The organism is Streptomyces rubellus (genome assembly GCF_036323805.1).
Taxonomy (GTDB): Bacteria; Actinomycetota; Actinomycetes; order Streptomycetales; family Streptomycetaceae; genus Streptomyces.
On the sequence record NZ_JAZDCX010000013.1, the window covers coordinates 16,977 to 42,138 of the forward strand.

Annotated in this window: 22 protein-coding genes; 2 read left to right on the forward strand and 20 right to left on the reverse strand. The window is 78.1% G+C overall.

What is annotated here, in order from left to right:
• Positions 1-21: 21 nt before the first annotated feature.
• The gene (locus V1L54_RS16765) at positions 22-879 is read right to left on the reverse strand and encodes an RluA family pseudouridine synthase (protein ID WP_330118821.1); all 858 of its coding nucleotides are present in this window, start codon (positions 877-879) and stop codon (positions 22-24) included.
• A 154-nt stretch (positions 880-1,033) separates the two neighbouring features.
• Positions 1,034-2,215, reverse strand: coding sequence for a winged helix DNA-binding domain-containing protein (locus V1L54_RS16770; protein WP_330118822.1), 1,182 nt, complete (start codon positions 2,213-2,215; stop codon positions 1,034-1,036).
• A gap of 163 nt (positions 2,216-2,378) precedes the next feature.
• Between V1L54_RS16770 and V1L54_RS16775 the strand changes: the two genes are divergently transcribed.
• Entirely contained in the window at positions 2,379-2,873 is a 495-nt protein-coding gene (locus tag V1L54_RS16775; RefSeq protein ID WP_330118823.1) for a nuclear transport factor 2 family protein, read from the forward strand.
• Here the strand turns inward: V1L54_RS16775 and V1L54_RS16780 are convergent.
• The 9 genes from V1L54_RS16780 to V1L54_RS16820 all read right to left on the reverse strand — a co-directional run bounded on the left by V1L54_RS16780 (position 2,830) and on the right by V1L54_RS16820 (position 12,968).
• Complete coding sequence (locus tag V1L54_RS16780; protein WP_330118824.1) at positions 2,830-4,113, reverse strand: XdhC family protein; 1,284 nt, start codon at positions 4,111-4,113, stop codon at positions 2,830-2,832. The genes V1L54_RS16775 and V1L54_RS16780 overlap by 44 nt on opposite strands.
• Positions 4,114-4,206: 93 nt before the next feature.
• On the reverse strand, positions 4,207-4,893 hold the full coding sequence (locus tag V1L54_RS16785) for a maleylpyruvate isomerase N-terminal domain-containing protein (protein WP_330118825.1): 687 nt from the start codon (positions 4,891-4,893) through the stop codon (positions 4,207-4,209).
• Positions 4,894-4,944: 51 nt separating this feature from the next.
• Positions 4,945-5,664, reverse strand: coding sequence for a class I SAM-dependent methyltransferase (locus V1L54_RS16790; protein WP_330118826.1), 720 nt, complete (start codon positions 5,662-5,664; stop codon positions 4,945-4,947).
• A 259-nt stretch (positions 5,665-5,923) separates the two neighbouring features.
• Positions 5,924-6,577, reverse strand: coding sequence for a hypothetical protein (locus tag V1L54_RS16795; protein ID WP_330118827.1), 654 nt, complete (start codon positions 6,575-6,577; stop codon positions 5,924-5,926).
• Positions 6,578-6,821: 244 nt separating this feature from the next.
• Positions 6,822-7,559, reverse strand: coding sequence for a GntR family transcriptional regulator (locus V1L54_RS16800; RefSeq protein ID WP_330118828.1), 738 nt, complete (start codon positions 7,557-7,559; stop codon positions 6,822-6,824).
• A gap of 93 nt (positions 7,560-7,652) precedes the next feature.
• Positions 7,653-8,954 carry an MDR family MFS transporter gene (locus V1L54_RS16805; RefSeq protein ID WP_443076661.1) on the reverse strand — a complete coding sequence of 434 codons (1,302 nt, stop codon included), beginning with the start codon at positions 8,952-8,954 and terminating at the stop codon, positions 7,653-7,655.
• Positions 8,951-10,819, reverse strand: coding sequence for an ABC transporter permease subunit (locus tag V1L54_RS16810; RefSeq protein ID WP_330118829.1), 1,869 nt, complete (start codon positions 10,817-10,819; stop codon positions 8,951-8,953). The genes V1L54_RS16805 and V1L54_RS16810 overlap by 4 nt, the downstream gene beginning before the upstream one ends.
• 31 nt (positions 10,820-10,850) lie before the next feature.
• On the reverse strand, positions 10,851-12,356 hold the full coding sequence (locus tag V1L54_RS16815; RefSeq protein WP_330118830.1) for an ABC transporter substrate-binding protein: 1,506 nt from the start codon (positions 12,354-12,356) through the stop codon (positions 10,851-10,853).
• 63 nt (positions 12,357-12,419) lie between these two features.
• Entirely contained in the window at positions 12,420-12,968 is a 549-nt protein-coding gene (locus V1L54_RS16820) for a GNAT family N-acetyltransferase (RefSeq protein WP_330118831.1), read from the reverse strand.
• 72 nt (positions 12,969-13,040) lie between these two features.
• Here V1L54_RS16820 and V1L54_RS16825 point away from each other — a divergent pair, with 72 nt between their 5' ends.
• Positions 13,041-13,250, forward strand: a complete 210-nt coding sequence (locus tag V1L54_RS16825; protein ID WP_443076662.1) for a DUF3099 domain-containing protein — start codon at positions 13,041-13,043, stop codon at positions 13,248-13,250.
• Between the two features lie 288 nt (positions 13,251-13,538).
• On the opposite strand, the gene V1L54_RS16830 is transcribed toward V1L54_RS16825, so the two are convergent.
• The 9 genes from V1L54_RS16830 to V1L54_RS16870 form a co-directional block, all read right to left on the reverse strand.
• The gene (locus tag V1L54_RS16830) at positions 13,539-15,299 is read right to left on the reverse strand and encodes an ABC transporter ATP-binding protein (protein WP_330118833.1); all 1,761 of its coding nucleotides are present in this window, start codon (positions 15,297-15,299) and stop codon (positions 13,539-13,541) included.
• A gap of 283 nt (positions 15,300-15,582) precedes the next feature.
• On the reverse strand, positions 15,583-17,355 hold the full coding sequence (locus tag V1L54_RS16835; RefSeq protein WP_330118834.1) for an ABC transporter ATP-binding protein/permease: 1,773 nt from the start codon (positions 17,353-17,355) through the stop codon (positions 15,583-15,585).
• Positions 17,352-18,878: a nitroreductase family protein gene (locus V1L54_RS16840; RefSeq protein ID WP_330118835.1), complete on the reverse strand. Its 1,527-nt coding sequence runs from the start codon at positions 18,876-18,878 to the stop codon at positions 17,352-17,354. The genes V1L54_RS16835 and V1L54_RS16840 overlap by 4 nt, the downstream gene beginning before the upstream one ends.
• A gap of 22 nt (positions 18,879-18,900) precedes the next feature.
• A complete protein-coding gene (locus tag V1L54_RS16845; protein WP_330118836.1) occupies positions 18,901-20,295 on the reverse strand; it encodes a YcaO-like family protein in 1,395 nt (464 codons plus the stop codon).
• Positions 20,292-21,818 carry a CocE/NonD family hydrolase gene (locus V1L54_RS16850; RefSeq protein ID WP_330118954.1) on the reverse strand — a complete coding sequence of 509 codons (1,527 nt, stop codon included), beginning with the start codon at positions 21,816-21,818 and terminating at the stop codon, positions 20,292-20,294. The genes V1L54_RS16845 and V1L54_RS16850 overlap by 4 nt, the downstream gene beginning before the upstream one ends.
• Before the next feature lie 62 nt (positions 21,819-21,880).
• Entirely contained in the window at positions 21,881-22,798 is a 918-nt protein-coding gene (locus V1L54_RS16855) for a hypothetical protein (protein ID WP_330118837.1), read from the reverse strand.
• A 214-nt stretch (positions 22,799-23,012) separates the two neighbouring features.
• Positions 23,013-23,123: a streptamidine family RiPP gene (amiA, locus tag V1L54_RS16860; protein ID WP_330118955.1), complete on the reverse strand. Its 111-nt coding sequence runs from the start codon at positions 23,121-23,123 to the stop codon at positions 23,013-23,015.
• A 72-nt stretch (positions 23,124-23,195) separates the two neighbouring features.
• The gene (locus tag V1L54_RS16865; RefSeq protein WP_330118956.1) at positions 23,196-23,996 is read right to left on the reverse strand and encodes an ABC transporter ATP-binding protein; all 801 of its coding nucleotides are present in this window, start codon (positions 23,994-23,996) and stop codon (positions 23,196-23,198) included.
• 137 nt (positions 23,997-24,133) lie between these two features.
• Positions 24,134-25,099: a FecCD family ABC transporter permease gene (locus tag V1L54_RS16870; protein ID WP_443076669.1), complete on the reverse strand. Its 966-nt coding sequence runs from the start codon at positions 25,097-25,099 to the stop codon at positions 24,134-24,136.
• Positions 25,100-25,162 lie beyond the last annotated feature (63 nt).

Below are 25,162 nucleotides of genomic sequence, written 5' to 3' on the forward strand. Positions count from 1 at the left end.
GGTGCCCGCCCCGGCTGCGGGCTACGCCCCGGCCGCGTCCCACCGGTCGGCCTCCGCCGCCGCCCGCTCCGCCAGCACCCGGTGGGCGCGGTCGAGTTCGTCCGCCGCGGGGCCGCCGGCGAGGTCCCCGCCCAGCGGCACCCAGAAGTCCGCGTCCGGCGGCGCCTGGAACTCCAGCCGGGCCCCGGGGCCCGCCCAGGGCGCGTCGAAGGCCAACCACCAGGAGTGCAGACGGGTACGGGCCCCCGCCGCGGCGCTCTCCCGGTCGAAGAGCGGGTCGCCCTCGATGGCGTGGCCGGTCCAGGCCAGATGCACCCTGATCTGGTGACGCCGCCCGGTGACCGGCCGCACCGCCAGCACGGTGTGCCGGCCGTCGTCCCCGACGCGGGCGAAGACGGTCAGCGACGGATAGCTCCTCTTCTCCCCGAAGCCGGCCCCCGGGGCGAGCGACCAGCGCACCTCCCCGCCGTCCCCGCCGTCCCCGCCGTCCTTCTCGTCGGCCACGATGTCGCCCCGGTTGCCGGCCACCCGCACCCGGTTCTTGCGCCCCACCCCGAGCGGCAGGTCGATCGTGCCGGTCCGGGGCAGTCCGGTGGAGCGGGTGACGGCGAGATAGGACTTGTCGACGGTGCGCCGGTTGAACTGACGGGTCAGCACGGAGTGGAAGCGCACCTCCTTGGCGAACAGGACCGCCCCCGAGGTCACCTTGTCGATCCGGTGGACCGGGTAGAGGGTCTCGCCCTCCTCCTCGGCCAGCCGGACGAGGTCGGTCTCGTGGCGTTCGCCCATGACCGAGATCCCGGCGGGCTTGTCGAGCACCAGGATCGCCTCGTCCTCGTAGAGGGCCGCACCGTCCCGGATCTCGCTCCAACGGCTCACTGGCCCATCCCCTGCTCTCGCCCGGTCGTTCGCTGCGGGCGCCGGGGTGGTCTCCCGGGGCCCGTCTCCGACGGGATGCGCCCGGCCGCCGATCATAGCGACGGACGGCACCGGAACCGGCGCGGGCGCGTGGTGCGGGGTCACCGCGCGCGGGTCAGCCGTACCAGGGCGCCTCCCAGGTCAGCTCGTGGTCCGCGCCGGGTACGCGGAAGGCCAGCAGGGCGGCGCCCTCCTCCTCCAGCGCGGCGCGCGCGGCGCGCGGCAGCGGGCCGAGAGGGCGGAGGAGGAGGGTGGCCCGGGCGCGGCGGGTGTCGGTCTCCAGCCGCCAGGTGCCGCCCACGAAGCCGTCGGTGAGGAAGGCCGGGCGGGCCGCGTTGCCGGTCCAGACCGCCGCGCGGGCGGCGGCACCGACGACCCGGGTGCGGTCGGCGTGCCCGACGAGGAGGTTGTCGTAGTCCGGCAGGAAGCGGGCCGGTGCGGGGGCGTCGGCGCCGGGGCGGGGCGCGTCGGGCAGGTCGTACAGCTCGGTGCCGTCCTCGGCGCGCAGGACCACCAGACGGGGCCGCAGCCGCCGGAAGACCTCCGTCAGGCGGGTGAGCCCGCTCCAGGTCTGGGCGTCCTTCACGGAGGCGGGCCCGAAGGCGGCGAGGTAGCGCAGGACGAGCGCGTCGGGGGCGTCGGATGCGTCGGATGCGTCGGGGGCACTGTCGGCCGCCGGGCCGGTGCCGAGCCAGGACTCGGCGGTGGTGTGGCGGGCCGCGCCGCCGCGCCGCCACAGCCCGCGCGGCGGCACCTGGACCAGGGGGAGGAGCTGGCGGGCGACCGTCGCCAGGGCCTGCGGGTCGCCGCCGGGCCACTGTGCCGCCAGCAGGGCACCCAGCTCGTGGAAGGTCAGCGGGCGCTCCTCGACCAGCTCCCGGGCCCGGGCGGCGACCTCCACCGGTTCCGCGCCGGCCAGCCGCCTGCCGAAGGCCGGGGTCAGCAGGCGCTCCTGCGCCGCCTGGAGCACCGGGCGCAACGCCAGGCAGTCGCGGGCGGTGACGGTGTGGAGGGTGGAGCGCTGGAGGCTGATCCGTACGAGCTCGCGCCGCTCGATCCGCCGGGAGAACTCCTCCGGGTCGAAGCCCTCGATCCGGCTCCACAGCGCGGTGTAGGGGTTGCCGGGGAGCTGGGAGTGCAGGCCCACCAGGTGCTCGACGACCTCGGCGGCGTCCCGGCGGTCCCGGTGCTCGCGGCCGAGCAGCAGTTGCCGGGCCAGGGTGGCCCGGTTGAGCTCGCGGGTACTGAGCGGCGGTGCCTGCGGCGGGCGCCGCGTCTGCTGCCTCGGCTGTGTCATGGGGCCACGTTAAGGACCCTTGCGGACGGTTCCGGTCCTCGTTCGCGGGGACGGCGGGGTCCGGCCGGGACGCCGTTCCCTGTTGTCCCGTTTCCCGTTTGACCCGTGCCGCGCCGGGAGTTACCTTCGACTCCACTAGTCAAATTTGACGAATGGGGGATCCTTGTTCCGGGACATCGAGACCGCCGCCGCCCTCACCGGCTACACGCCCACCGAGGAGGACCTGCGCGGCCTGCGGGAGTGGTTCGAGACCTACGACGCCCGCAGCGCCGACCCCACACCGGAGAACGTCGAGCGCATGGCCGACATGGCCGTCTTCCCGCTCAACCTGGTCACCGACGGCTCGGACGGCGAGCCCTGGACCGGCCAGTGGGACCGGGAGCGGTACGTCCGCACGATGAACGCCGTGCTGGGCGGCACGACAGGCGGTGACCTGAGCTTCGAGTCGGTCCGCACCCCGCTCTTCCTCTCCCCGTCCATGGTCGTGGTGTTCTCCTCGTCGGTGATGCGGGCCGGGGGCGAGGAGCACCGGATGAACTACGCCGACATCCTGGTCCGCCAGGAGGGCCGGTGGGTCTTCCAGACGATGGCCCAGCGCGGCTGGGCCGACATGCTCAGGGAGCAGGAGAAGGAGCAGGAGCAGGGGCAGGTGGGGTAGCCCCGCCGGCCGCGGCCCGTGCGTTCCGCACGGGCCGCGGGCCCGCGCCGCCCCGGGGCACGGAATCGTGGTGGATGGGGAGTTCGCCGCCGGTGAGCGGGGCGCCGGAGCCGCCGTGCCGGGCGGCGACGAGCTCGGCGGCGATGGACACCGCCGTCTCCTCGGGCGTACGGGCGCCCAGGTCCAGGCCGATCGGGGAGCGCAGCCGGGCCAGCTCCCCCTCGGTCAGCCCCGTCCGGCGCAGCCGGGCCAGCCGGTCGGCGTGGGTGCGGCGCGAGCCCATGGCGCCGATGTAGGCGGCGGGCTGCCGCAGGGCGAGCTCCAGCAGCGGCACGTCGAACTTCGGGTCGTGGGTGAGGACGCAGACAGCGGTGCGGGCGTCCGGCGCGTGGGCGGCCAGATGGCGGTGCGGCCAGTCGGCGACGACCTCGTCGGCCTCCGGGAAGCGGGCCGGGGTGGCGAAGACGGGCCGGGCGTCGCAGACGGTGACCCGGTAGCCCAGGAACCGGCCCATCCGCACCAGCGCGGCGGCGAAGTCGACCGCGCCGTAGACCAGCAGGCGCGGCGGCGGCACGCTGGACTCCACCAGCACGGTCACCGGCTGCCCGCACCGGCCGTCCGCCGTCCCCGCGCCCACCCCCACCGTCGCGGTACGGCCGGCCGCCAGCAGGGCGCGCGCCTCGGCCGCCGCGGCGCGGTCCAGCTCCGTCCCGCCGCCGAGGCCGCCCGAGACGGTGCCGTCGGGGCGCACCAGCAGCGGGCGGCCCAGTAACTCCCCCGGCGGCTCCCCCGGCCCGGCCACCACCCGGACCAGCGCCGCCGTACCGCCCGCGGCGGCGGTGGCCAGCGCCTCGGCCACGGTGGCGCGGTCCGCGCGGCCGCGGGGGTGCGCGGTGACCGGGACGGCCAGCACCTCGACGGTCCCGCCGCAGGTCAGGCCCACCGCGAACGGATCGCCGTCCGCCGGGCCGGGCGGCGCGTCCGGGTCCGGCGCCGGGTCCGCGTACCCGAAGCGCTCGGTGACCGGCCGTCCGGTCTCCAGCGCCGTACGGCACAGCTCGTAGACGGCGCCCTCCACACAGCCCCCGGAGACGCTGCCGAGGGCGGCGCCGCCGGAGTCGACGGCGAGCGCGGCGCCCGGCTGCCGGGGCGCGCTCCCGCCGACCGCCACCACCGTGGCGACGGCGAAGTCGCGGCCCTGCTCGCACCACCGGTGCAGTTCGGCGGCCAGCTCGAGCATGGGGTGTGCCTCCTCGGCTCGTGGGTGGGAGAAGGACACCACCACCGGCCGCCGCGTGAAAAGACCGGGTTCACGCCACCGTCGCCGGCGGCGCTAACCGAACAGCGGGAAACGGCCGGCGTCCGCACCGAGCCGCTCCCGTTCGGCCTCCGTCAGGGGTGCGCGCCCGGTGGCGGCGCGCGCGTAGTGGGCGTCGTCCCAGGGCAGCGGCACCGGACGGCCGAGGAGCCCGTCGAGGGTGCGGCGCACCTCACCCAGCCCCTCCCGCGACGGCTCCGGGGCATCGGGGAGCGAGACGGTCAGGTCCAGGTGGTGGACGGTGGCCTCGACTGCGAGGGTGCGCACGAGGTCGCCCGCGGTGAGCACGTGTTCCTGGTCGGCGACCGGTTCCCCGTCGTCGGCGCGGTCGGCGGCGTGCAGGACCGCGGCGGAGGTCTCCAGGTACAGGTCGCGGAGCTGCGCGAACTCCGCGAACAGTCCGGCGATCACCCGCGGGACCGCCCGGTCGACGGAGCCGCCCGCCGTCCCCGGCCGCCACAGCTCCCAGTACGTCACCGCGTCGCGGTCCGGCTCCCGGCCGGCGGGGGTGTGGAGCACCACCAGTCCGCGCCGGGCGTCGTCCAGACAGTGGAGGACCAGGTCGCGCACCGCCCAGCCGGTGCAGCCGGTCGGCAGCCACGACTGCTCCTCGTCGACGCTCGCGACGACGGCGCCGAAGGCTCGGTAGGACGCGCGCAGCACGTCGGCGGGCGGGGGCGGGGGTGTCTCCTCGTACGGCACATCCCCGATGATGCCCGGCGGCGGGCGCCGGACACCCCCTCCGGTGCCGGGTCACGGCGTACTCGCGGGGCGGCGGAAGAGGGCCGTCCACAGGAAGGGCTCTCCGAAGCACGGCGACCGCGGCGGCTCGTCGCGCATGCGGCGCAGTTCCACCACCTCCAGGTCCGAGAAGATCCGGCGCAGGCCGTCGGGGGCGTAGGCGAGGCCGCCGTGGAGCCGGGACTGGCGGTAGAAGTCGGCGTCGTCGAGCTCGGAGCCCATCGCTCCGGCCGCGAAGCAGGTGAGGGAGAAGTGCCCGCCGGGGACGAGGACCCGGTCCAGGAGGGCCAGGTGGCTCACGCGGCGGTGCGGCGGCAGGTGGTGGAAGCAGCCGGAGTCGTGGACCAGGTCGTACGGGCCGCGCGGTCCGGTCCCGGCGGGGTCGAAGGCGTCGCCGCACCGGAACCCGATCTCGGCACCCGCCTCCCGGGCGCGGTCCCGGGCCCAGTCGATCGCCGCCGGGGAGAGGTCGACGGCGTCCACCTCGAAACCCGCCGCGGCGAGGTGGAGCGCGTTGCGTCCCGGTCCGCACCCCAGGTCCAGGGCGCGCCCCGGGGTGACCAGTCCGCGCTCGAGGTACGAGACCAGGTTCTCGTCCGGCTTCGCCGCGAAGAACGGCACCGGCTTGGTGCGGTCCGCGTAGAAGCCGTCCCACCAGTCGGCCGCGTCGGCCGTCCAGCGGTCGGCCTCCGGCGCGAACAGGCCGTCCAGCAGCCTGAACACGTCCTCCACGGTGCGGACGCTCCGGTCCGTCCGGGCCCCCTCTCCCCGCCCGGGACCGTAGGCCGGATGGCCTTCCGACTCCTGGTCAGGCGCTGTGAGACGGCGGCTCGTTCGGCCGTGTGACGGGCCGGGGCGGATGCGGGAAGGCCCGCCCCCGCGGCCGGGGGCGAAGTGCCGTCCGCGCCCCTGCCGGGGGCCGTCACGGTGCCTTTCCCAGCCGCCCCGGTCCGGTTTTTCCCGGACCTGCGGGGCGGCGGAGGCAGTGCGGTCAGGTGGTGAGGTGATTCAGGTCCACGGGGGTGCAGTCGCGCAGTTCCAGGACCAGTCGGTGGGCGGTGACCCAGCGGATCGCGGGGTCCTCGTGGGCCACCTCGTGCAGGGAGCCGTCGGCGGGTTCCAGCGTGGCCGGGTGGTGGACGATCCCGGCCACGCCCCACACCTCCGCGCGGCCCACCAGCGCGGCGGCGTACCCCTCCCGCAGCCGCGGGCACTGCCGTACCGAGAGGCGGGCACACGGCGCGCACACCGGCGGCGCCGTGGTCCGCTCGCCCTCCTCCACCGGGCGCCCCACATCCCGCAGCACGAACAGCCACGGCCCGCCGCGCGGGGTGGGGTGTCCGCACACCTGGCAGAGCATGCGCCGCACCGCCCGCCGCTGCCGCAGCACGTGCACGTTCTGGAACTGCGGCCTGCCGCTGCCCCGCGCGAGGGCCTGCCGCACCCACAGCACCCCGCGCCCGTCCCGGTCGTACGGGGTCTCGTCCAGGTACCCGACGCCCTCACCGTCTCCGACCGCCCGCCGCGCCATGGCGGGCCGGTACGTCCGCTCCCGGCTCCAGGCGGCGATGTAGGGGACCGTGCCCGGACGGGCGTCCTGGGTGAGCCGTCCGCCCTGCTTCTCGTCTGCCGTACCTGTCGTCACGGGTACCTGACCTCCGCTCGGGTTCTGTCACGCGCTGCCCGGGGTCGTCCCACCAGGAAACGCGCCTTTTTCAGGCATGCGGGGATGCGGGGATGCGGTCTCGGCTCCGTACCCCCGAACACGAAACATCCCTAGGGAGATAGATAGGCAACTTCCCTAGGGATATCAATCGATTCGGCATCAGGTCACTCAAAAGGGAGCCCGCCTGGAGCGGGCTCCCCGGATTCGGAGACTGGCGGGTCCCTCAGCCGTGCAGGTGGTACTCCATGACATAAACCCCCGCGTCCAGCAGCATCCGGTTCGCCTCGACGGCGCGACCGTCCTCGGTGAACGCTGTGCGCCAGATCTCCACCACCGGCGTCCCCTCCGCCAAGTGCAGCCGTTCGACCTCGGCCTGGCTGGGCATGCGCGCCCGCAGTTCCTCAGTGAAGCGGACGGGCTTCGCTCCCAGCTCCGCCAGGCGTGCGTACGTGCCACCGGGACCGGTGTCGTGCTGCGCGATCGCGGTGTCGCGCACCAGCTCGGCCGGGAGGTAGGAGACGGCCGCCTGGACCGGTTCACCTTCCACAACGAACAGACGGTCGCGGACCACGACCGGGGCTTCCTCGGCCAGGTCCAGCAGGCGTGCCACGTGGTCGGGTGCGGCCGTCTCGTAGACCTCCAGGTCAGTGACCGACATGGGACGATCACCCACGTCCGCGGCCCAGATGGAACGCCCGGTTCCCCAGCCGTCCTCGGCCAGGCGGCGGTTGGCCACCCGCCGAATCGGCCGGAACTCCCGCACGTATGTTCCACTGCCCCGCCTGCGGACCGCCAGCCCTTCGGTGACGAGCAGTGTCAACGCCCGGCGGGCGGTCTCCTTGGCGACACCGTACTCACCCACCAGGGCCGGCTCACCGGGAAGCCGAGTTCCAGGCGCCAGCTCACCGGAGTGGATACGCTCCCGCAGCTCATCGGCGATCCGCCTGGCACTCTCCGCCATCGATGGCCCTCACTTCCCTAGGGTGCTTCCTTTCCACCTTGGCACACCAGTCCCAGAAATGATTCGCGGGGGTAGCGCCGGGGTGAAGACAGCTCAGCGGGCAGCCGCCGCGTCCGGCCCGCCGCCGGGGCGTTCCGGGCGGCGGGGCAGGGCGCACAGGGCCAGGAGCGGGACGGCGGCGAGGGCCAGCCAGGGGACGGCCGGGGGCAGCCCCCCGTCCAGCAGGGCGCCGGTGGCCGAGCTGCCGAGGAGGACCAGCAGACCGGAGAGGGAGGAGAGCGCCCCGGTGTAGAGGCCGAGGCGGCCGTCCTCGGCGAGGTCGGGCACCCAGGCGCGGGCGGCCGGTACGACCAGCATCTGGCCGAGGGTGAGCAGCACGACGAACCCGGCCGCGGGCACCAGCCCCCCGGCACCCGTCCACCCGGCCGGGCGGGCGGCGGCCACCGCCGCGAATCCGGCGGCGACGAGCAGCAGTCCGGCGGCCAGCGAGCGGCGCAGGTCCAGCCGCTCCCCCGCCCAGCGGGTGACCGGGAGCTGCGCGAGGACGACCAGCAGCGAGGAGAGCGCGAACAGCCAGGCCAGCGGCGCCTGGGAACCCGTCGCGCGCGCCACCTCCGCCGGGAGCGCCAGATAGAGCTGGTTGTAGGAGAGCAGATAGGCACCGTACGCCCCGCACAGCGCCAGGAAGCGGCGGTTGCGCAGCACCGCGCCCGCGCCGCCCCGCACCGGCGCCCGGGTGCGGCCGGGGATGTGCCGCGGCAGCAGCCGCAGGTGTCCGGCCAGGACGAGGACGAAGACCCCGGCACCGGCCAGGCAGGCGGTGCGGAAGTCCGCGGCGAGCAGCAGGGCGCCCAGCAGCGGTCCGGTGAACGCGCCCGCCTGCCCCGCCACGGTGAACAGGGCCAGGACGCGGGTGCGGGGGCCGTGGCCCGCCCGCTCCCAGTGCACCGCCTGCCGGGCCGTCTCGGACTCCACGGCCGGGGAGAACAGCGCGGCGGCGAAGCCGATCAGCAGCACCGCTCCGAGCACGGACCAGGTCCGCTCCGCGTACCCCAGCCAGCCGAACCCGGCGATCCGCAGCGCGCAGCCGGTCAGCACCACCGGGCGCACCCCGTGGCGGTCGGTGAGCACGCCGCCGACCACGAACAGGCCCTGCTGGCTGAAGGTCCGCAGTCCCAGGACGAGCCCGACCAGCCAGCCCGCCATACCGAGCGCGCCGCCGAGGTGCTCGGCGAGGAACGGCAGCACCGCGAAGAAGCCGACGTTGAAGGCCAGCTGGGTGAGGATCAGCAGCCGCAGCAGCGGGGGGAGGGTCGGCCAGATCCGTTCGCGCCGGGGGCGCCGTGCCCGGAGGCGGGGCCGGGGCGGGGCGGGCCGGGGAGTCCGGCCGGTCACGGGGCGTCCTCGCGGGCGGTGGCGGGCACGGGCTCCCGGGGCGCGGCGGGCGGCCCGGCCTGCGGTGGTACGGACGGGAACGGGGGCCGGGCCGGAGGGTGTCCGGCGCGCCGGGCCCGCCGCGGCGGACGCGGCAGGCGCACCCCGTCCGCCGCGGTCACCGCCAGCGCGCCCAGCAGGGCGAGCACGGCGGCGGGCGCCAGTACCGCCCAGGGGGCGCGTTCCGCGTAGGGCAGGTTCTCCGCCAGCAGCAGGCCCCACTCGGGTGACGGCGGCTGTGCGCCCAGGCCGAGGAAGCCCAGGGCGGCCAGGGCCAGGGCGATTCCGGGCACCCGCAGCAGGGCGTGCCGGACGACGGGCGGCAGGACGGCGGGCAGCAGGTGGCGGCGCAGCAGGTGCCGCCGCCCGGCGCCCAGGGCGCGGGCGGCGGCCAGGTGGGTGGTGGCGCGCTCCTGCCGCAGCAGGGCGGAGGTGTGGGCGGCCAGCGGGGACCAGGCGACGGCGGCCACCGCGAGCGCCGGCGTCCACGGACCGCCGCCCACGGCCCCGGCCACCAGCAGTCCGGCCAGGACGGGCGGTACGGCGTTGACGGTGTCGACCAGCGGCGCGGACAGCCTCGGCAGCAGCCCCAGCAGCACCCCGGCCACCAGGGCCGCCGCGCTCACCGCGAGGGCGAGCGCGAGGGTGTCCAGCGCGCCGTGCGCGATCCGGGCCAGCAGGTCGCGGCCGAGCGCGTCGGTGCCCAGCGGGTGCGCGGCGGACGGCGGGTGGAGCCGGGCGGCGGTGTCCACGGCGAGCGGATCGCGCGGCAGGCCGAGGCAGACGACGCCGGCCGGCAGCGCGCCGTACAGCAGCGGCAGTGCCCGGGCGGGGGGCGGTTCGGGCCGGTGCGGGGAGGTCAGCGCGCCGTCGCGCAGCGCGGGGCCCAGCAGCCGGCGGGCGGCGAGGCGGGCCAGTGCTCCGGCGAGGGCCGCGAGCAGGACGAGGGCGAGGGTGCCGGTCTGGAGGACGGGCAGGTCCTGGGCGAGGGCGGCACGCAGGGTCAGCCGGCCCAGGCCGGGGATGTCGAAGACCTGCTCGACGGCGACGGCGCCGCCGGTCAGGCCGACCACGAACAGGCCCAGGTTGGGCAGCGTTCCGGGCAGGCAGCGGCGCAGCGCGTACCGGGCGGCGCGGCGCGGCGGCAGGCCCCGGGCGGCGGCGGCCCTCGCCCAGGGCTCGGCGAAGGCGCCGGGCAACTGGTCGCCGAGCAGCCGCCCCAGGACCGCTCCGGCGGGCAGGCCGAGCGCGAGGGCGGGCAGCACCGTCCACTTCGGCCCGTACCAGCCCAGTGCGGGCAGCCAGCCAAGCCGTACGCCGACCACGGCGGCCAGCACGGCGGCGAGGAGGAACTCGGGCAGCGCGGCGAGCGCCGCCGCCGCGCTGCCGCCGGCGCCGCGTCCGGCGAGCCGCCGCCGCGAGCCGAGCCACAGCGTTCGGGCGCACACCGCGCCCGCCGTGCATCCGGCCACCGCCAGCGCCCCGGCCATCAGCAGCAGCGAGACGCCGAGGGCCTGGAGGACGGCGGGCAGCACCTCGGTGCCGGAGACCCAGGAGCGTCCCGCGTCGCCGCGGAGCAGCCCGCCGAGCCAGCGGCCGAGCAGCCGCAGCGGCCCGTCGTCGAGGCCGAGTTCGGCCCGGACCGCGGCCAGCACCTCCGGCGCCGGGTCGCGTTCGGCCGACCGGGCCTTGAGGACGGTCAGCGCCGGGTCGGTGCGCGACAGCCACGGCAGCAGGCCGATGCCGCACACCGGGGCGGCGGCGAGCGCGGCGCGCCACAGCAGGGCGGCGGGACCGGCCGCGGTGCCCTTCGGGGAGTCCTTCACGGCGCCTTCCACGGAGCGTCGGGCGCGCGGTTCAGCGCCGGGTCCCCGTACCGACGAGGGTGCGCTCGTACGGGTCGAGCAGTACGCCCCGCACCGGCGTTCCGACGCCCGTGACGGTCTCCAGGTGCGCCAGCGGCACCACCGCGTCGGTGCCGAGGACGGCGGCCTCCGCCGCCATGGCCGCGTCCCGGCGCCGGTCGGGGTCGGCGGTGGTCTGGGCCCGGGCGACGGCCGCGTCGACCTTCTCGTCGCACAGCCGCGAGAGGTTGTAGCCGCCCTCGCAGGTGAAGTCGGCGGCGAGGACGGCGACGGGGTCGCCGGTGTCGAGCATCGTGTTGCGGGAGAGCACGACCGCGTCGAACTTCCCGGCCAGCGCGTCGCTCTCCAGCCGGGAGTAGTCGCGCACCTCCAGCTCCACCTCGAAGCCGGCCTTCTCGAGCTGCTGCTGCAGCACCTGGGCGGTCTCGGGCAGTTCGGGGCGGTTGTCGTAGGTGGCCAGGGTGATGTCCGTGCCGCCGGGGTCGGCGGGCTCCGCCCGGCCCTTCGGTTCCTTCCGCTTTCCGGCCGCCCAGGTCAGCGCGGGGCCGTAGACGCCGCGGCCGGGCTCGGCGCGGCCCTCGTACACGCCCTTCGCGAGGGCGGAGGTGTCGATCGCCTCCCGGGCGGCGGCCCGCAGCCCCGGGTCGGCGAAGGGGCCGGAGGAGGTGTTGAGGTGCAGTCCGGTGTTGCGGGCGGTGGCGGCGGCTCGGACGGTGTCCGCGTCGAGGGAGGCGAGCTGGGCGACGGGCAGGGACTCGGCGATGTCCACCTCACCGGTGCGCAGGGCGTTGGCCCGGGCGGTGCCGTCGGCTATGAACCTCGCGTCGATGCCGGGGGCCTGGGCCCGGCCGCCCCAGTGGTCGTCGAAGCGGTCCAGGCGGACCGCCGTGTCACCGGTGACCTCGGTGAGCTCGAAGGGGCCGGTGGCGGTGCCCGCCGGGTCCACGGCGCCCTTCCTCCCGTACGCCTTCGGGGAGAACACCGACAGGGAGGGGTTGGACAGCCGCAGCGGCAGGACCGGGTCGGCCTCACCGGTGCTCACCCGCACCCGGTCGCCGTCCACGGCCTCGGCGGTCAGCTCCACGCCGGTCAGGGCGGCGGGGGGCGGGGTGGCCCGGGCCGCGCGGGTGAGGGCGTCGGCGACGGCCTCCGGGGTGACCTCGGCGCCGTCGTGGAACCGCGCGTCCCGCAGGGTGAACAGCCAGTCGCGGCCGCCCTTCTCACTGCTCCAGGACTCGGCGAGCGCGGGCGCCGCGGCGCCGTTGGCGTCCAGCCGGGTCAGTCCCTCGGCGACGCCCAGCCGGGACAGGAGCAGGGCGTCCTGGCCGTGGGGGGAGAAGTTCTGCGTCGGCGGGAAGGCGAGCGCCACCCGCAGCCGCTTGCCGCCCCCGGAGCCGGAGGAGTCCGAGGAGCCCGGGTCGCCGCCGGAGGCGAAGCAGCCGGAGAGCAGCGGGGCGATCAGCAGGGCGGTGGCCGACCGACGGCGGATGGGTCTCATGGTCCTCGTTCTCGCCTTCCGGGAGCGGATGTCGGACACAGACTACATGAAAATGATTTTCATTCAGCCCAGAGGGATCTCGAAGTGCACGGTCCCGCTCCCGCCGCCGGACGCCCCCTCACGCCGGCCGTCCCGCTCGTCGCAGACGATCTTGCCCAGGGACCGCCACAGGTCCATCGCCCCGGGCGAGTGCGGATGGGTGTGCAGGTAGACCGCGCGGTAGCCGCCGTCCGCCCGGGCGAACTCCAGCAGCTCGCCCACCAGCCGCCGGGCCAGTCCGCGCCGCCGGTGCTCCGGGCGCACGCACACCCGCCGCAGCTGGGCGGTCTCCCCCGACGGATACCGCTCGGCCAGCCACCGCGGGTTCGGCGGGTGGGCGGGACCGCGGGCGTCCAGGGCGGCCGTGGCGACGACCGTCCCGTCCGCCCCGTCGGCCGCGACCAGCAGGGTGTGCCGGGGCGGGGCAAGGTAGAAGGCGCCGGGATCGATGATGTCGGCGTGCCAGCGCGGCACGTACCCGGTGCCGAAGTCCCGGTACACGGTGTCGAGCAGCACGGCCCGCGCCCCGTCGAGGTCCGCCTCGGTCGCCGTACTGATGCGGTAGTCATGCACCTGCGAATCATACGCAACAAGGATCGCGCGGCCGGCACCCGCCCCCGGCCCGGCCGGTCCTACGCTGAGGACGTGTACGCACGCCGGCGCCGCCGCTACCTCGCGCTGATGACCCTGTGCCTGCTGCTGTTCGTCGGCGCCTGGGCCTTCGTACGGCTGTGGTCGGTGCCGCTGGCGATCGCGATGTGCGTGGTCGCCGCGGCCGTCCCGCCCGTCGCGGCGGTCGTCGCCAACCGCCGCGGGCCGGACGACCGCTGGTGGGACGAGGGGCCGCCGGGCTGACCCGCGCTCCCGGGCGCGGGCCCCGTCCCCGACCGCGGGCCCGGATCCCCGCCGCCCGACGCGCCGCCGGACGGCGGGCCGGCCGCGCCGGACGCGGTGGGTACGGGAAGGACGCGGGCAGCCGGAACGCCCGGCGGCGTCCGGCCGGGCGCCGCCCCCGGCGGCAGGGCGCACCCCCGCCCGGTCCTCGCGAGCGGTCGGTCCGTGCTCCGGGCGGGACCGGCGCGTCTCCGGCCCGCTGCCGGCCCGGGAGCCGGGAGTCCGGGCCGGCAGCCGGAAGGGCCCGGATCAGTCCCGCGCCTCGGGCAGCACGCGGGCGAGCGCGCCGGAGGCGGTGAGCTCCTGCCAGGTGCCCTCCGCCGCGATCCGGCCCGCCGCCAGGACGGCGATCCGGTCGGCGCGGCGGACCGTGGCGGCGCGGTGGGCGATCACCAGGGTGGCGCGGTGCGCGGCACCCTCGGCCAGGGCGGCGGCCAGTTCGGCGTCGGCGGCGGTGTCGAGCTGGGCGGTGGTCTCGTCCAGGACCAGCACCCGGGGCCGGGCCAGCAGGGCGCGGGCCAGCGCCACCCGGGCGCGCTGGCCGCCGGAGAGGCCGGTGCCGCGTTCGCCCAGGACGGTGGCGTACCCGTCGGGCAGCGCGGCGGCGATCCGGTCGACACCGCAGGCGCGGGCGGTCGCGTACAGCTCCTCGTCCCCGGCCCCGGGCGCGCCCAGCCGGAGGTTGTCGGCGAGCGTGCCGTGGAACAGCGGCGCGTCCTGGCCGACGACGGCGACGGTGCGGCGCAGTTCGGCGTCGGAGACCTCGCGCAGGTCCAGCGGCGGCCCGGTGCGCGGCAGCAGTTCGACCGCGCCGCGGCCCGGGTCCCAGAAGCGGGCCAGCAGCTGGGCGCAGGTGGACTTGCCCGCGCCCGAGGCGCCCACCAGGGCGACCGTCCGCCCGGCGGGGACGGTCAGGTCGAGGCCGTCCAGGACGGGGGCGCCGCCGTAGTCGAAGCGCACCCCGCGCAGCCGCACGCCCAGCGGGCCGTCCGGTACGGGGCGGGGCTCGCGCGGCGGCGGGGCGAGCGCCGGGGCCCCGGCCGCCGCGCCCACCCGGGCCGCCGCCGCCCGCAGACCGGCCGCCCGGCCCAGCGCGGCGGAGGACTCGGCGACCGGGCCGAGGATGCCCAGCGCCAGGGCCACCGCCGCCGGGGCCCACTCCCCCGGCAGCCGTCCGGCGGCGACGGACCAGGCCGCCACCGCGACCGTCCCCGCCACGGCCGCCGTCACCAGCGCCTCGCGCACCGCCGCCGTGCCCGCCTCCCAGGAGACCTCGGCCCGCTGGGCGGCGCCCAGTTCCCGGCCCCGGTCGGCCAGCCGGGCGCGGTACCGGTCCAGCGCGCCGAAGGCCAGCAGTTCCCGGAGCCCGTCGACGGTCTCCACGGCCTCCGCGGACAGCCGTGCCGCCCGCTCCCGGGTGCGGGCCCCGCGCTCGGCCCGGATCCGGGCGTCCAGCAGGGGCAGGGCCGTCAGCAGCACCGCCGCGGGTACGGTGACCGCCGCCGTCCACGGCTCCGCGGCGGCGCACACCGCCGCCCCGGCGGTGAACACCGTGCCGGAGGCCAGCAGGGTGGCGGTGGTGTGGGCGTAGAGGAACTCCAGCGCCTCCACGTCCGCCATGGCCGTGGCCGCCAGGTCGCCGCTGCGCCGCCCGGCGATCCGGGCGGGCGCGCTGCGGGCCAGGCCGTCGAAGACCCGTATCCGCAGCGCGGCCAGCACGCGGTAGGCCAGGTCGTGGGAGAGGTCCATCTCGCGCCAGGTGGTCACCGCCCGCACCAGCACCAGGGCGGCCAGCGCCGCGACGGTGCCGGACGAGGGGGCGGCGCCCCGCAGCACGGCGGCGCCGGTGGTGTGCGCGGCCAGCGCCACCAGGGCGACCAGGGACGCCTGCTCGGTCAGGGCGGCGGCGCAGGTGCGGGCCATCATGGCCCGGTGCCCGGCCAGCGCGGGCAGCAGGGCGCGCAGCGCGCCGGGCGGCACGGACGGTGCGGACGGTGCGGTCGTGGTCACTGGTGGGCCCTCTCTCCACGTGTCGTGGGGCTTCCCCCGGGCCCGGCGGGCTCACGGCCCGCCGGGGCGGCGGTGTGCGCCGCCGCGGAGCCGTGGACGGCGGCGGTCACCGTACCCGCGGCGGCGCGGCGGCCGGCGGAGGCCGTCGACGGCCTCGACGGCCTCCGGGAACCGTCGGCCTTCGGCCCGCTGGACCGGTACCGCGCCCGGCGGGCCGCGGTCTCCCGGACGGCGGACACGGCGGCGGCGCGCGAGGCGCCGGTGACGGCTGCCGGGGCGCGGGTCATGCCGCGCGCCCCCGGTCCGTCTCCCCGGCCGCGACCAGCTCCGCGTACACCCCGCCCCGGTCCAGCAGCCCGCGGTGGTCGCCGGCCGACTCGACCCGGCCGCCGTCGAGGACGACGATGCGGTCCGCGTCCCGCACCGTCCGCAGCCGGTGGGCGACCACCAGCCGGGTGCGGCCGCGGGCGGCGTGCAGCAGTTCGGCCGTGATGGCCGCCTCGCGCCGCTCGTCGACGGCGCTGGTCGCCTCGTCCAGGACGAGGACGAGCGCGTCGGCCAGCAGGGCGCGGGCCAGTGCCAGGCGCTGCCGCTGGCCGCCGGAGAGGGTGGCGCCGCGCTCGCCGAGGACGGTGGCGTACCCGTCGGGCAGCGCGGTGATCTCGTCGTGGACGCCCGCGGCCCGCGCGGCCCGCTCCAGCTCCTCCTCGTCCGCGTCCGGGCGGGCCAGCCGCAGGTTCTCGGCGATGCTCGCCGGGAACAGGTACGTCTCCTGGGAGACCACCGCGATGCCGCGGCGCAGCGCCTCCAGGGAGTGCTCGGTGGTGGGGACGCCGTCCAGGGTGATCCGGCCCCGGTCCGGGTCGCGGTGCCGCAGCAGCAGCGCCAGCAGGGTGGTCTTGCCCGCGCCGGAGGGGCCGACGATCGCGGTGGTGCGGCCGGCCTCGGCGGTGAAGGTCACCCCGTGCAGGGCGGGCCGGGCCGCGCCGGGATAGGTCAGGTGCACGTCCTCGAAGCGGATCCCGGGCGGCGCCTGCCGGGCACCGTGCGGGCGGTCCTGCGGACGGCCGGCCCACGCGGGCGTGCGTACCCCGCCGTCCGGCACCGCGGGCTCGGCGCGGCGCAGGGCGGCGATGCCGTCGGCCGCCGAGACGCCGAGGTAGCCCGCGTGCCACTCCCGGGCCAGGTCGCGGACCGGCCGGAAGCACTCCGAGGCCAGCAGGAGCAGCAGGTACGTCCCGGTGGTGGTGGCCCGTCCGGAGGCGGCCGAGGCGCAGGCCAGCAGGGCCGCGGCGACCGTGCCGCCCTGGACGGCCAGATCGGTCAGGGCGGTGTCCGCCAGGGAGACCCGCATCTTGGCGACCGTGGCCCGGTGCAGGGCGGCCGACCGCTCCTCCAGCCGCTCGCGGGTGCGGCCGACGGCACCGGCCGCGCGCAGCGCGGGCATGCCCTGGAGGGCCTCCAGGTAGTCGGCGCCCAGCGCCTCGTAGGTGTCCCAGTGCTCGCCGCCGCGCCGGGCCAGCAGCCGGTCCCACCAGCGGGGGGCGAACAGCGCCAGGGCCAGGGCGGGGGCCAGGACGAGCGGGGCGTACGGCTCGACGGCCCAGACCGCCGCCAGCAGCGGCAGCGGCAGCAGGCAGGTGGTGGCCAGCTGCGGCAGATAGCGCGAGACGTAGGCGTCCACGCCCTCCACGCCGTCCACCACCGCGGCCCGGACCGCGCCCGCCCGGGAACCCGCCGACCAGGCCGGGCCCAGCCGCCCCAGGTGCGCCAGCAGCGCGTCGCGCAGCCGCACCCGCACCAGCGCCCCGGCGCCCGCCGCCATCCGCCGCTGCCACCAGCCCAGCAGGGCCCGGACCGCGACGGTGCCCAGCACGGCGGCCAGCAGCGCGGGCACCTCGCCGGCCGCGCCGCGGGCGATCGCGGACAGGGCGAGGGCGAGCAGCAGCGCCTGGACCAGATGGGTGGCGGCGACGGCCAGGAGGAGGGCGGTGGCGCCGGCCAGCGGGGCGCGGGCGGTGCGGGCGGCGGTGAGCAGTTCCCGGTGCAGCATCACGGCCGGTCACCCCCGCCGGGCGCGCCGGGCGTGCCGGGTGCCGCCAGGGCCAGACCGTGGACCACCCAGTCGCGGCCCGGCGGTTCCCCCAGCGCCGCGCCGAGGTCGGCGCCCTGCCAGGAGCCCAGCGGGCGGGACCGCAGTCCCAGGCGGGTGGCGACGGCCTGCGCGGTGCCCACGGCGTGTCCGGCGGTCAGATGGTCGGCGCGCACCCGGTGCGGCGGGGCGCCGGAGGGGCAGCCGCAGGCGAGCAGGACGGCTCCGGCGTCCGCGGCCCAGCCCTGCCCGGCGGCCCAGGCGGCGAGGGTGGGGCGGGCCTCCCCCGCGGCCACCCGGCGCAGGCCGCCGGGGGCGGCCGGGTCGGGGGCCAGCAGCCCCGGCCCGGGTTCACCGCCCGGGCCGCCGGTGGCCGCGTACCACCGCAGGCCGGGGCCCGCGGCGGCGGCAGCGGCGAGGACGGCGGACAGGTGGGCGCACTCCGGCGCGCCGGACAGGGGCGGGGGCGCGCTGCGGCGGGCGAGCAGGTCGTGCCCGGTGGGGGCGGGGAGTGCCGGGGGCGGCGTCCACCAGCTCTCCCGGCCGCCGCCGGGGCGCGGGGCGGCGGTCAGGGCCCGCAGCACGGCGCCGGTGTCGTCGGCGTCCGTGCCGTCACCGTCGCCGGCGGTGCCCGTCAGGGGCCTTGGGGCGCCGTCGGTGCCGTCGGTGCCGTCGGTGCCGTCCGCCCAGCGGGCCAGCGGCCACGGCCCGGGCCACGGGTCCGGGGGCATCAGCCGTACGGCGGCCAGGGGGTGTTCGTCCGTCTCCCCCACCGGGCGGTCCAGTCCGGCCGCGGCGGCCAGCAGCGACCCGGCGGCGTCCCTGCAGACGGCCGGGCGGACGGCCGGGTGCCCGGACGTCCCGCCGTGGGCGCGGGCCGCCAGCACCAGCGCCGCCGCGGCGTGCCCGGTGTCGAGCAGCAGCAGGGGCCAGGCGCGGTGCCCGTAGTGGGCGGCGGTCCGCCGGGGGGTGACGGTCAGGACGGCGACCGCGCCCGCCGGGACGCCGCCGGGCGCCGGGCCGCGGGCGTGGACGCGGTGGGCGAGCGGGTCGTAGGCGTAGCGGCCCGGCGGCAGCGGGCAGCCGGGGCCGACCAGCAGGTGGGCGCTCACCGGGTGGCGGCCGCCCGCCGAGGCGTGGGGCCGCAGCCTGCCCCGGCCGCCCCGGCCGGTGGCGCCGTCGGCGGCCAGGGACAACCGCAGCAGCGGTTCCAGGGGCAGTTCGCCGGGGCCGGCCGCGGGGACGGGCAGTCCCGGGCCCGGCCGGGCGGGGACGAGGGGTCCGGGGTCGCGGTCCGGGCCGGGTTCGGCGGCCGAGCGGGCCCGGGCCAGGGCGGCGGCCACCACCGTCCGGGCCGGATCCGGGCCGCGGCCCGTCCCCGCTGTCGTCCCGGCCGTCGTCGCGGCGGCCGGCCCGGGGGCCGTCCCGGGGGCTGTCCCGGGGGCTGTCCCGGGGGCTGTCCCGGGGGCTGTCCTGGAGGTCGTCATGTCCCGTGTTCCCGGTCGTGTCTCACATGTGCGGCGGCGGGGCGAGGGTGAAGTCGTCCGGCGCGCTCGGGGCGGTGGTCCGCCAGCCGCGGGCGAGCGCGGCCTCGGCGAAGCGGGGGCAGCCGTAGTAGGCGAAGGCGGCCGGCGCGTTGGGCACCAGCCCGGAGACCAGCACCCGGGCCACCCGCAGCGGGGTCTCGGCCACGTCCTCGGTGGTCAGGTCGAAGGTGACGGTGCGGTGGCCGCCCGCGCGCAGCCGGGCGTCCAGTTCCGCGCGGCTGCCGGGCGCCACCTCGCCGATCCCGGCCGTGCCGTGCGCCGGATCGGTGAAACGTCTCGCCAGCGGGGCCGCGCGGTCGTCCAGCCACACCTGGACGTGCGCCCCCAGGTCCCGCACGGCCGCGAAGTCCGGCCCGCAGTCGTCCAGGTAGCGGCGGTCGGCGCGGTGGTCCAGATACAGGCCGCGGGCCAGCAGCCCGGCCTCGACCGCCCGGAACACCCAGCCGTCCGCCTCGGTGAGGCCGAGGGTGAAGACCCAGGTGTGCACCGCCTCCAGGACGGCCTTGCGGGCGGCCTCGGCCGGGTCGAAGCGGCAGGCGAAACCGGCGGCGTGGATGCCGCGCCGCGCGTCGTGGACGAGCGCGGCCATGCAGGGGGCGAACTCCGAGGGCATCTCGGCGATCCACACCCGCAGCCCGGCTCCGGCCAGATCGTCGGCGAGCCCCGGGACGCTGTCGGGGTCGATGCCGCGCGTCGGCCCGTCCAGATGCCACCACAGCTCCAGCGCGTCGCGTTCGACGACCTCCAGCAGCGCGCGTTCGACGGCGTCGGCCAGGCCCTGCCCGGTGGCGATCCCGGCGTAGTTGAGGTGGTGGGTGCGGGGCAGCGAACGCAGTTCGCCCTGGCGCCAGTTGAGGTGGGTGAGCGCCACCGGCGCCCAGCACTCCCGGGTGCCGCCGTCCGCCGTGTGCTCCGTGCCGCGCGTCCACAGCGCGGGGGTGTCCGCGGTGAGGCGGCGGTACGGGAAGCGGGGGCGCTCGTACTGCCAGTCGGCGTGGACCGGTACGTCCTGCGGCCCGTACCGGCGCAGCCCCTTCTCCGCCAGTTCCCGCGCGGTGGCGGGCAGGGGCGCGGCGGGGTGGCCGGGCGGCGGCACGCGGTTGCCGCAGTAGCGCTCGACGGCCTCGGCCACGGCTGCGATCCGGGCGCCGTCGGGGTCGCCGAAGGTGGTGCCCAGCGCGACCCGGTCGGCGGGCCAGGCGCCCAGCCGCCGGGCGTCGCCGACGTCGGCGGTCATGGCGGTGTAGCGGGGCGGGGCGCCGTCGGGGTGCTCGACGGGGCCGACGGCGCGGACGATTCCGCACACGGGGTCGACGAGGGCGTCGACCGGCAGTGCGCCGGCCGGTGGGACGGTCATCGGCGGGTCTCCCGGAGGGGGTCGGCGGACGGATGGGAGGTGCTCACCGGCAGCAGCAGGGCGCTGCCGGTGAGCACCGTGCGGCGGGAGGGGCGCGGGGCGGTGGCGGTGACGGGGTCCTCGCCGGTGTGCGGGTTGCGGGCGTGGGCGGGGAAGTGGTGTCCGGCGATCTCCAGCCGCAGCCGGGTCCCGGCGGGCAGCCGGCGGGCCAGCACGCCCAGCGGGACGCGGATCGCGGTGGTGCGTCCGGGAGCGGCGCGGCAGCGCTCGATGCCCGCCGCCAGGGGCGCGGCCCGCCCGTCCGGGGCGAGGGCGACGAGCCGGGCGGCCCAGTCCGCGTCGGCCGTGTCGGCGGCGGCGGACAGCCGCACCTCGGCCTCGCCCAGCAGGTCCAGGGAACGGGGCAGGGGCGCGGTCAGCAGCAGGCAGCGGTCGGGGACGCCGGTTGCGGGCACGGCCAGGTCGTCGGAGCGCACCGGCCGCAGCGGGTCGGCGGTGAACTCCCGGCCGCGCAGCAGCCGCAGTTCCCCGCCGGTGCCGTCCGTGCCGTCGGTGCCGGTGCCGGCCCGGTCCGCGGTGAAGCGGTACGGGGTGCCGGGCCGGGCGAGCGCGGCGGCCGGCAGCCACCGCCCGCTGCCGCCCAGCGCCACGGCCCCGGCCCGGCCGGGGGCGAGCCGCCCGGCGAGGGCGGCCCGGGCCCATGCGGCGTACAGCTCGCCGAGGGGTGTCCGGTGCGCGTCCGTGGCGTCGGGACCGGGGTCGGCGGTCAGCCCGTGTCCCCAGGGGCCGAGCAGCAGCCGGGCCGGCCCGCCCCAGTGGCGCCACAGCCGCAGCAGGTCGGCGGCGAAGGGGTCGTGGCTGCCGCCGACGGCCAGCAGCGGCACCGCCCCCGCCGCGGCGGGCAGGGGGGCGGGGCGGGCCCGCCACAGCTCGGGCCAGGTGGGCAACTCGCGGCCGAGCCGCCGGGGCAGGTCGGTCAGGGGGAGGTGTTCGAGCAGGCCGGGGTCGCGGGCCAGCACCCGGGCGAGGGCCTCCTCGTCGCCGTCGCGGCGGTCGCCGTGGGCGGCCCACCAGCCGGCCCGGGCCAGCAGCCGCTCGCAGCCGGAGGGTTCGCGGGCGGTCTCGGCGAGCCCGAGGGCGGGCACCGCGGCGAGCACCGCGTCGGCCCGTCCGGCGGGGTCGGCGGCCAGCGCGGTGACCAGGGCGCAGTGGGCGGCGTAGGAGGCGCCGCAGGCGACGAGGGTGCCGTCGGACCAGGGCCGCTCGCGTATCCAGCGGACGGTCGCCGCCCCGTCGTCCGCCTCCGGTCCGTAGGGCCGCCACCGCCCCGCCGAGCCGTACCGGCCGCGGACGTCCTGGGCGACGGCCGCGAAGCCGCGCCGCGCCCAGCCGCGCAGCTCCGCGTGGTGGCGCCGGCGGTCGTAGGGGGTGCGGACCAGTACGGCGGGGTGCGGGCCCGGGCCGTCCGGCAGGCACAGGTCGGTGGCCAGCGGTGTGCCGTCGGGCGCGGGGACCAGGGCGATGCGGACGGGGAGCCGCGCGCCGGTGTGCGGCGCACGGACACACGCACCGGGTATCGCGGGGTTCACGCCGCGCCCCGCGGGGCGGGCAGCGGCGCCACGTCGGGCACCGGCAGGACGGGGTGCTCGGTGACGGTCAGGCCGCGCAGGTCCACCCGGCGCAGCCGCCGCCGGGCGGGCAGGGCGCCGGGGGCCGCGGGGGCCGCCGCCTCCCCGGTGCCCCGGGCACCGGTTGCCCAGTCGGCGAGGTCGGCGGTGAGCAGGGCGGCGGCCAGCGCGGCCGAGGCGGGGGTGGTGAAGCGGTCGTCCCCCGTGACCCGCTCGCCCGCCCAGTAGGCGGCCAGTTCCCGGTGGGCGGGGGTGGCGGCCAGCCGCCGCAGCCGGACCTGGGCGGCGGTGACGTCGCCCGGTGCCACGGCCGGCGGTTCGAGCCAGAGCTGCCGGCCCTCCCGGTGGCAGCGCAGCCAGGCGACACCGAGGGCGGGCAGCCGGTCGGCGTCGTCCCACAGCCCGGCGGGCACCGGCCCGTCCAGGCACCACACCACCGCGGCGGGCCGGCCGTCCCCGCCGGGCGCCGCTTCCCGTACGAGTGCGGCGACCTCCCCGGGCGCGGCGGGGCGGGGTGCCGCTCCGGCGCGCCGCAGGCAGTCGCCCAGCGGCTCGGTGAGGACCGCGTCCCCCAGCAGCCACACCGTGCGCAGCCGGGCGGGCCACCGGTCGCGCGGGGGCCCGGGGGCGTCGCCGGTGCGGGTGTATCCGGCGGCGGCGAACGCGCCGAGCAGCCGGGCGAGCGCGGGCTCCGGTTCCCCGTCCGCGGTGTCCGGGGCGTCCGCGCCGTCGCCGGAGAGCCGGTCCAGCAGGTCCGCCACCGGCACGTCCCCGGTGGCCACCCGCAGGAACTCCCCGTCGGCGGTACGGACGGCCGCGCCCCGGCCGGGGACGGCGACGACGGTGACACCGGGTGCGAGGCGGATGCCGGTCACGGGTCCTCCGTGGGGTGTCGGGCGGCCCGGGAGGGCCTCGGGTGGCTGTCGGATCCCCGCCTTCGGCGGCTCACCGGGAGTACCGTCCGGTTCTCCGGGGCCTCCCGGCCGCCGGTGGGCGGACGGACCGCGGTGCGGTGGGCGGACGCGGGACGGGGCGGGCCCGCCCGGGCGGGAAGAGACGACCGGGCGGGCCCTGGGGCTTCGCCCCGTGTCACTCCTCGTCGTCGAAGGGGTTCTCGACGAGCGCGTTGGAGTGGGTGGCCGAGGCGTGGGCGAGCTGGCCCGGGTCGGCGATCGGGGTGAAGACCTTCTCCTGCTCCAGGTTCTCCATGGGGCAAGCCTCCTGAGTGATCGTCAGTCGGTACGACATCCGTTCGGATGCCGCACCCACACACTAATGAAAATGGTTACCGTCTTCAAGAGGGATCGGACGATCCGGATAGCACACCGGCCAGCCGCCCTCGGGATCCCGCCCCACCCGGCCCGCCACCCCCAGCACCCCGGCGAGCAGTTCGGGGGTGACGACCTCGGCGGGCGGCCCGTCGGCGGCCACCCGGCCGCCGCGCAGGGCCACCAGCCGCTCGGCGAACCGGGCGGCGTGGCCGAGGTCGTGCAGCACCATCACCACCGTCAGACCGCGCTCGGCGCGCAGCCGTACCACCGTCCGCAGCACCTCCAGCTGGTGCCGCAGGTCGAGGTAGGTGGTGGGTTCGTCCAGCAGCAGGATCCGGGTGTCCTGGGCGAGCGCCATCGCCAGCCGCACCCGCTGCCGCTCGCCGCCCGAGAGGGAGTCCACCGGCCGGTCGGCCCAGTCCGCCACCCCGACGTCGGCCATCGCGCGGCGGCAGACGGCGTCGTCGCCCTCGCGGAGCATGCCGAGCGGGCCGCGGACGGCGTACCGCCCCTGCCGCACCAGCTGGCGCACCGTCATCCCCGGCACGGCGGGCGCGGACTGGTGCAGCAGCGCCACCCGGCGGGCCGTGGCCCGCCGGGAGAGCCGGGCCGGGTCGTCCCCGCCGAGCAGCACCCGCCCGGCGGTCGGCCGCAGCAGTCCGGCGGCCAGCCGCAGCAGGGTGGACTTGCCGCAGCCGTTGAGGCCGACCAGGGCCACCAGCTCGCCCGCGGCGATCCGCAGGTCCACACCGCGCAGCACCGGCCGCCCGGGGTAGCCGAAGCCGACGCCCTCGACGGCGATGTCCGCGCCACCGCTCGTCCCGCCGTCCGGGCCGGACGCGGCGGCGGACGGCTCCGGGCCGCGGATCACGGGATCGGTCACTTCGCTCACTTCGGTCGTGCCGCCCTTCTCGGTACGTGTGGCTCGCTACGTGTGGCTCAGTACGTGTGGCCGGGCGCGCGGCGCACCACGAGCAGCAGCAGGACCGCGCCCAGACAGGTGGTCAGCGCCCCGACGGGCAGGGTGAGCCGGTCGGCCGCCAGCGCGGCGGCGAGCAGCCGGGACAGCAGCTGGGCCGCGGCGTCGGCGCCGCAGACGACCGCCGCGCCGGTCAGCGCGGCGCACGGCAGCGCCACCCGCAGGTCCGCGCCGGCGACGGCCAGGGCCAGATGCGGCACCAGCAGGCCGACGAAGCCGAGCGCCCCGACGGACGCGACGGCACCGGCGGTCAGCGCCACAGCGCACACCAGCGCCGCCACCCGGGCCCGGCCGGCGGCCAGCCCGGCCGCCGCGGCCTGCTCGTCACCGCAGCGCAGCAGCGTCAGCGGCCCGGTCAGCAGCCAGGCGGCCGTCAGCCAGAGCAGGGCCCAGGGCCACAGCAGGTGCCAGTGCTGCCAGACCCGGCCCTCGGTGGTGCCGACCAGCCACTGCACGACACTGCCCAGCTCCCCCGGCGCGACCAGCAGGACCATCGCGGTGAGTCCGGACAGCACGGCCGAGACCAGCACCCCGTGCACGGCCGTCGCGGCCGGGTCGCCCCGGTCCCGGCCGGCCAGCAGCCACAGCAGCCCCGCCCCGGCGAAACCGCCCGCGCACGCGGCGGCCACCACCGCCGCGGGGGACTCCCAGCCCGCCAGGCCGAGCCCGGTCGCGGTCACCGCCCCCAGAACGGCGCCCGGGGTGACGCCGGTGACCTCCGGTCCGGCCAGCGGGTTGCGCAGCGCCGACTGCAGGACGAGTCCGGCCACCCCCAGGCAGGCCCCGGCGGCCAGCGCCACCAGCAGCCGGGGCAGCCGCAGCTGGAGCACCACGTGGCGCGCGGTGGGATCGCCGCCGCCCAGCAGCACCTCCCCCACCCGGCCGGGCGTCGGGGAGCGTCCGGCCAGGGCGTCGGCACAGGCCAGGACGGTGACGAGGGCCAGCAGCAGGAGCAGCCGCCGCCCCGGGCGCACGGCCTTCCCGGCGCT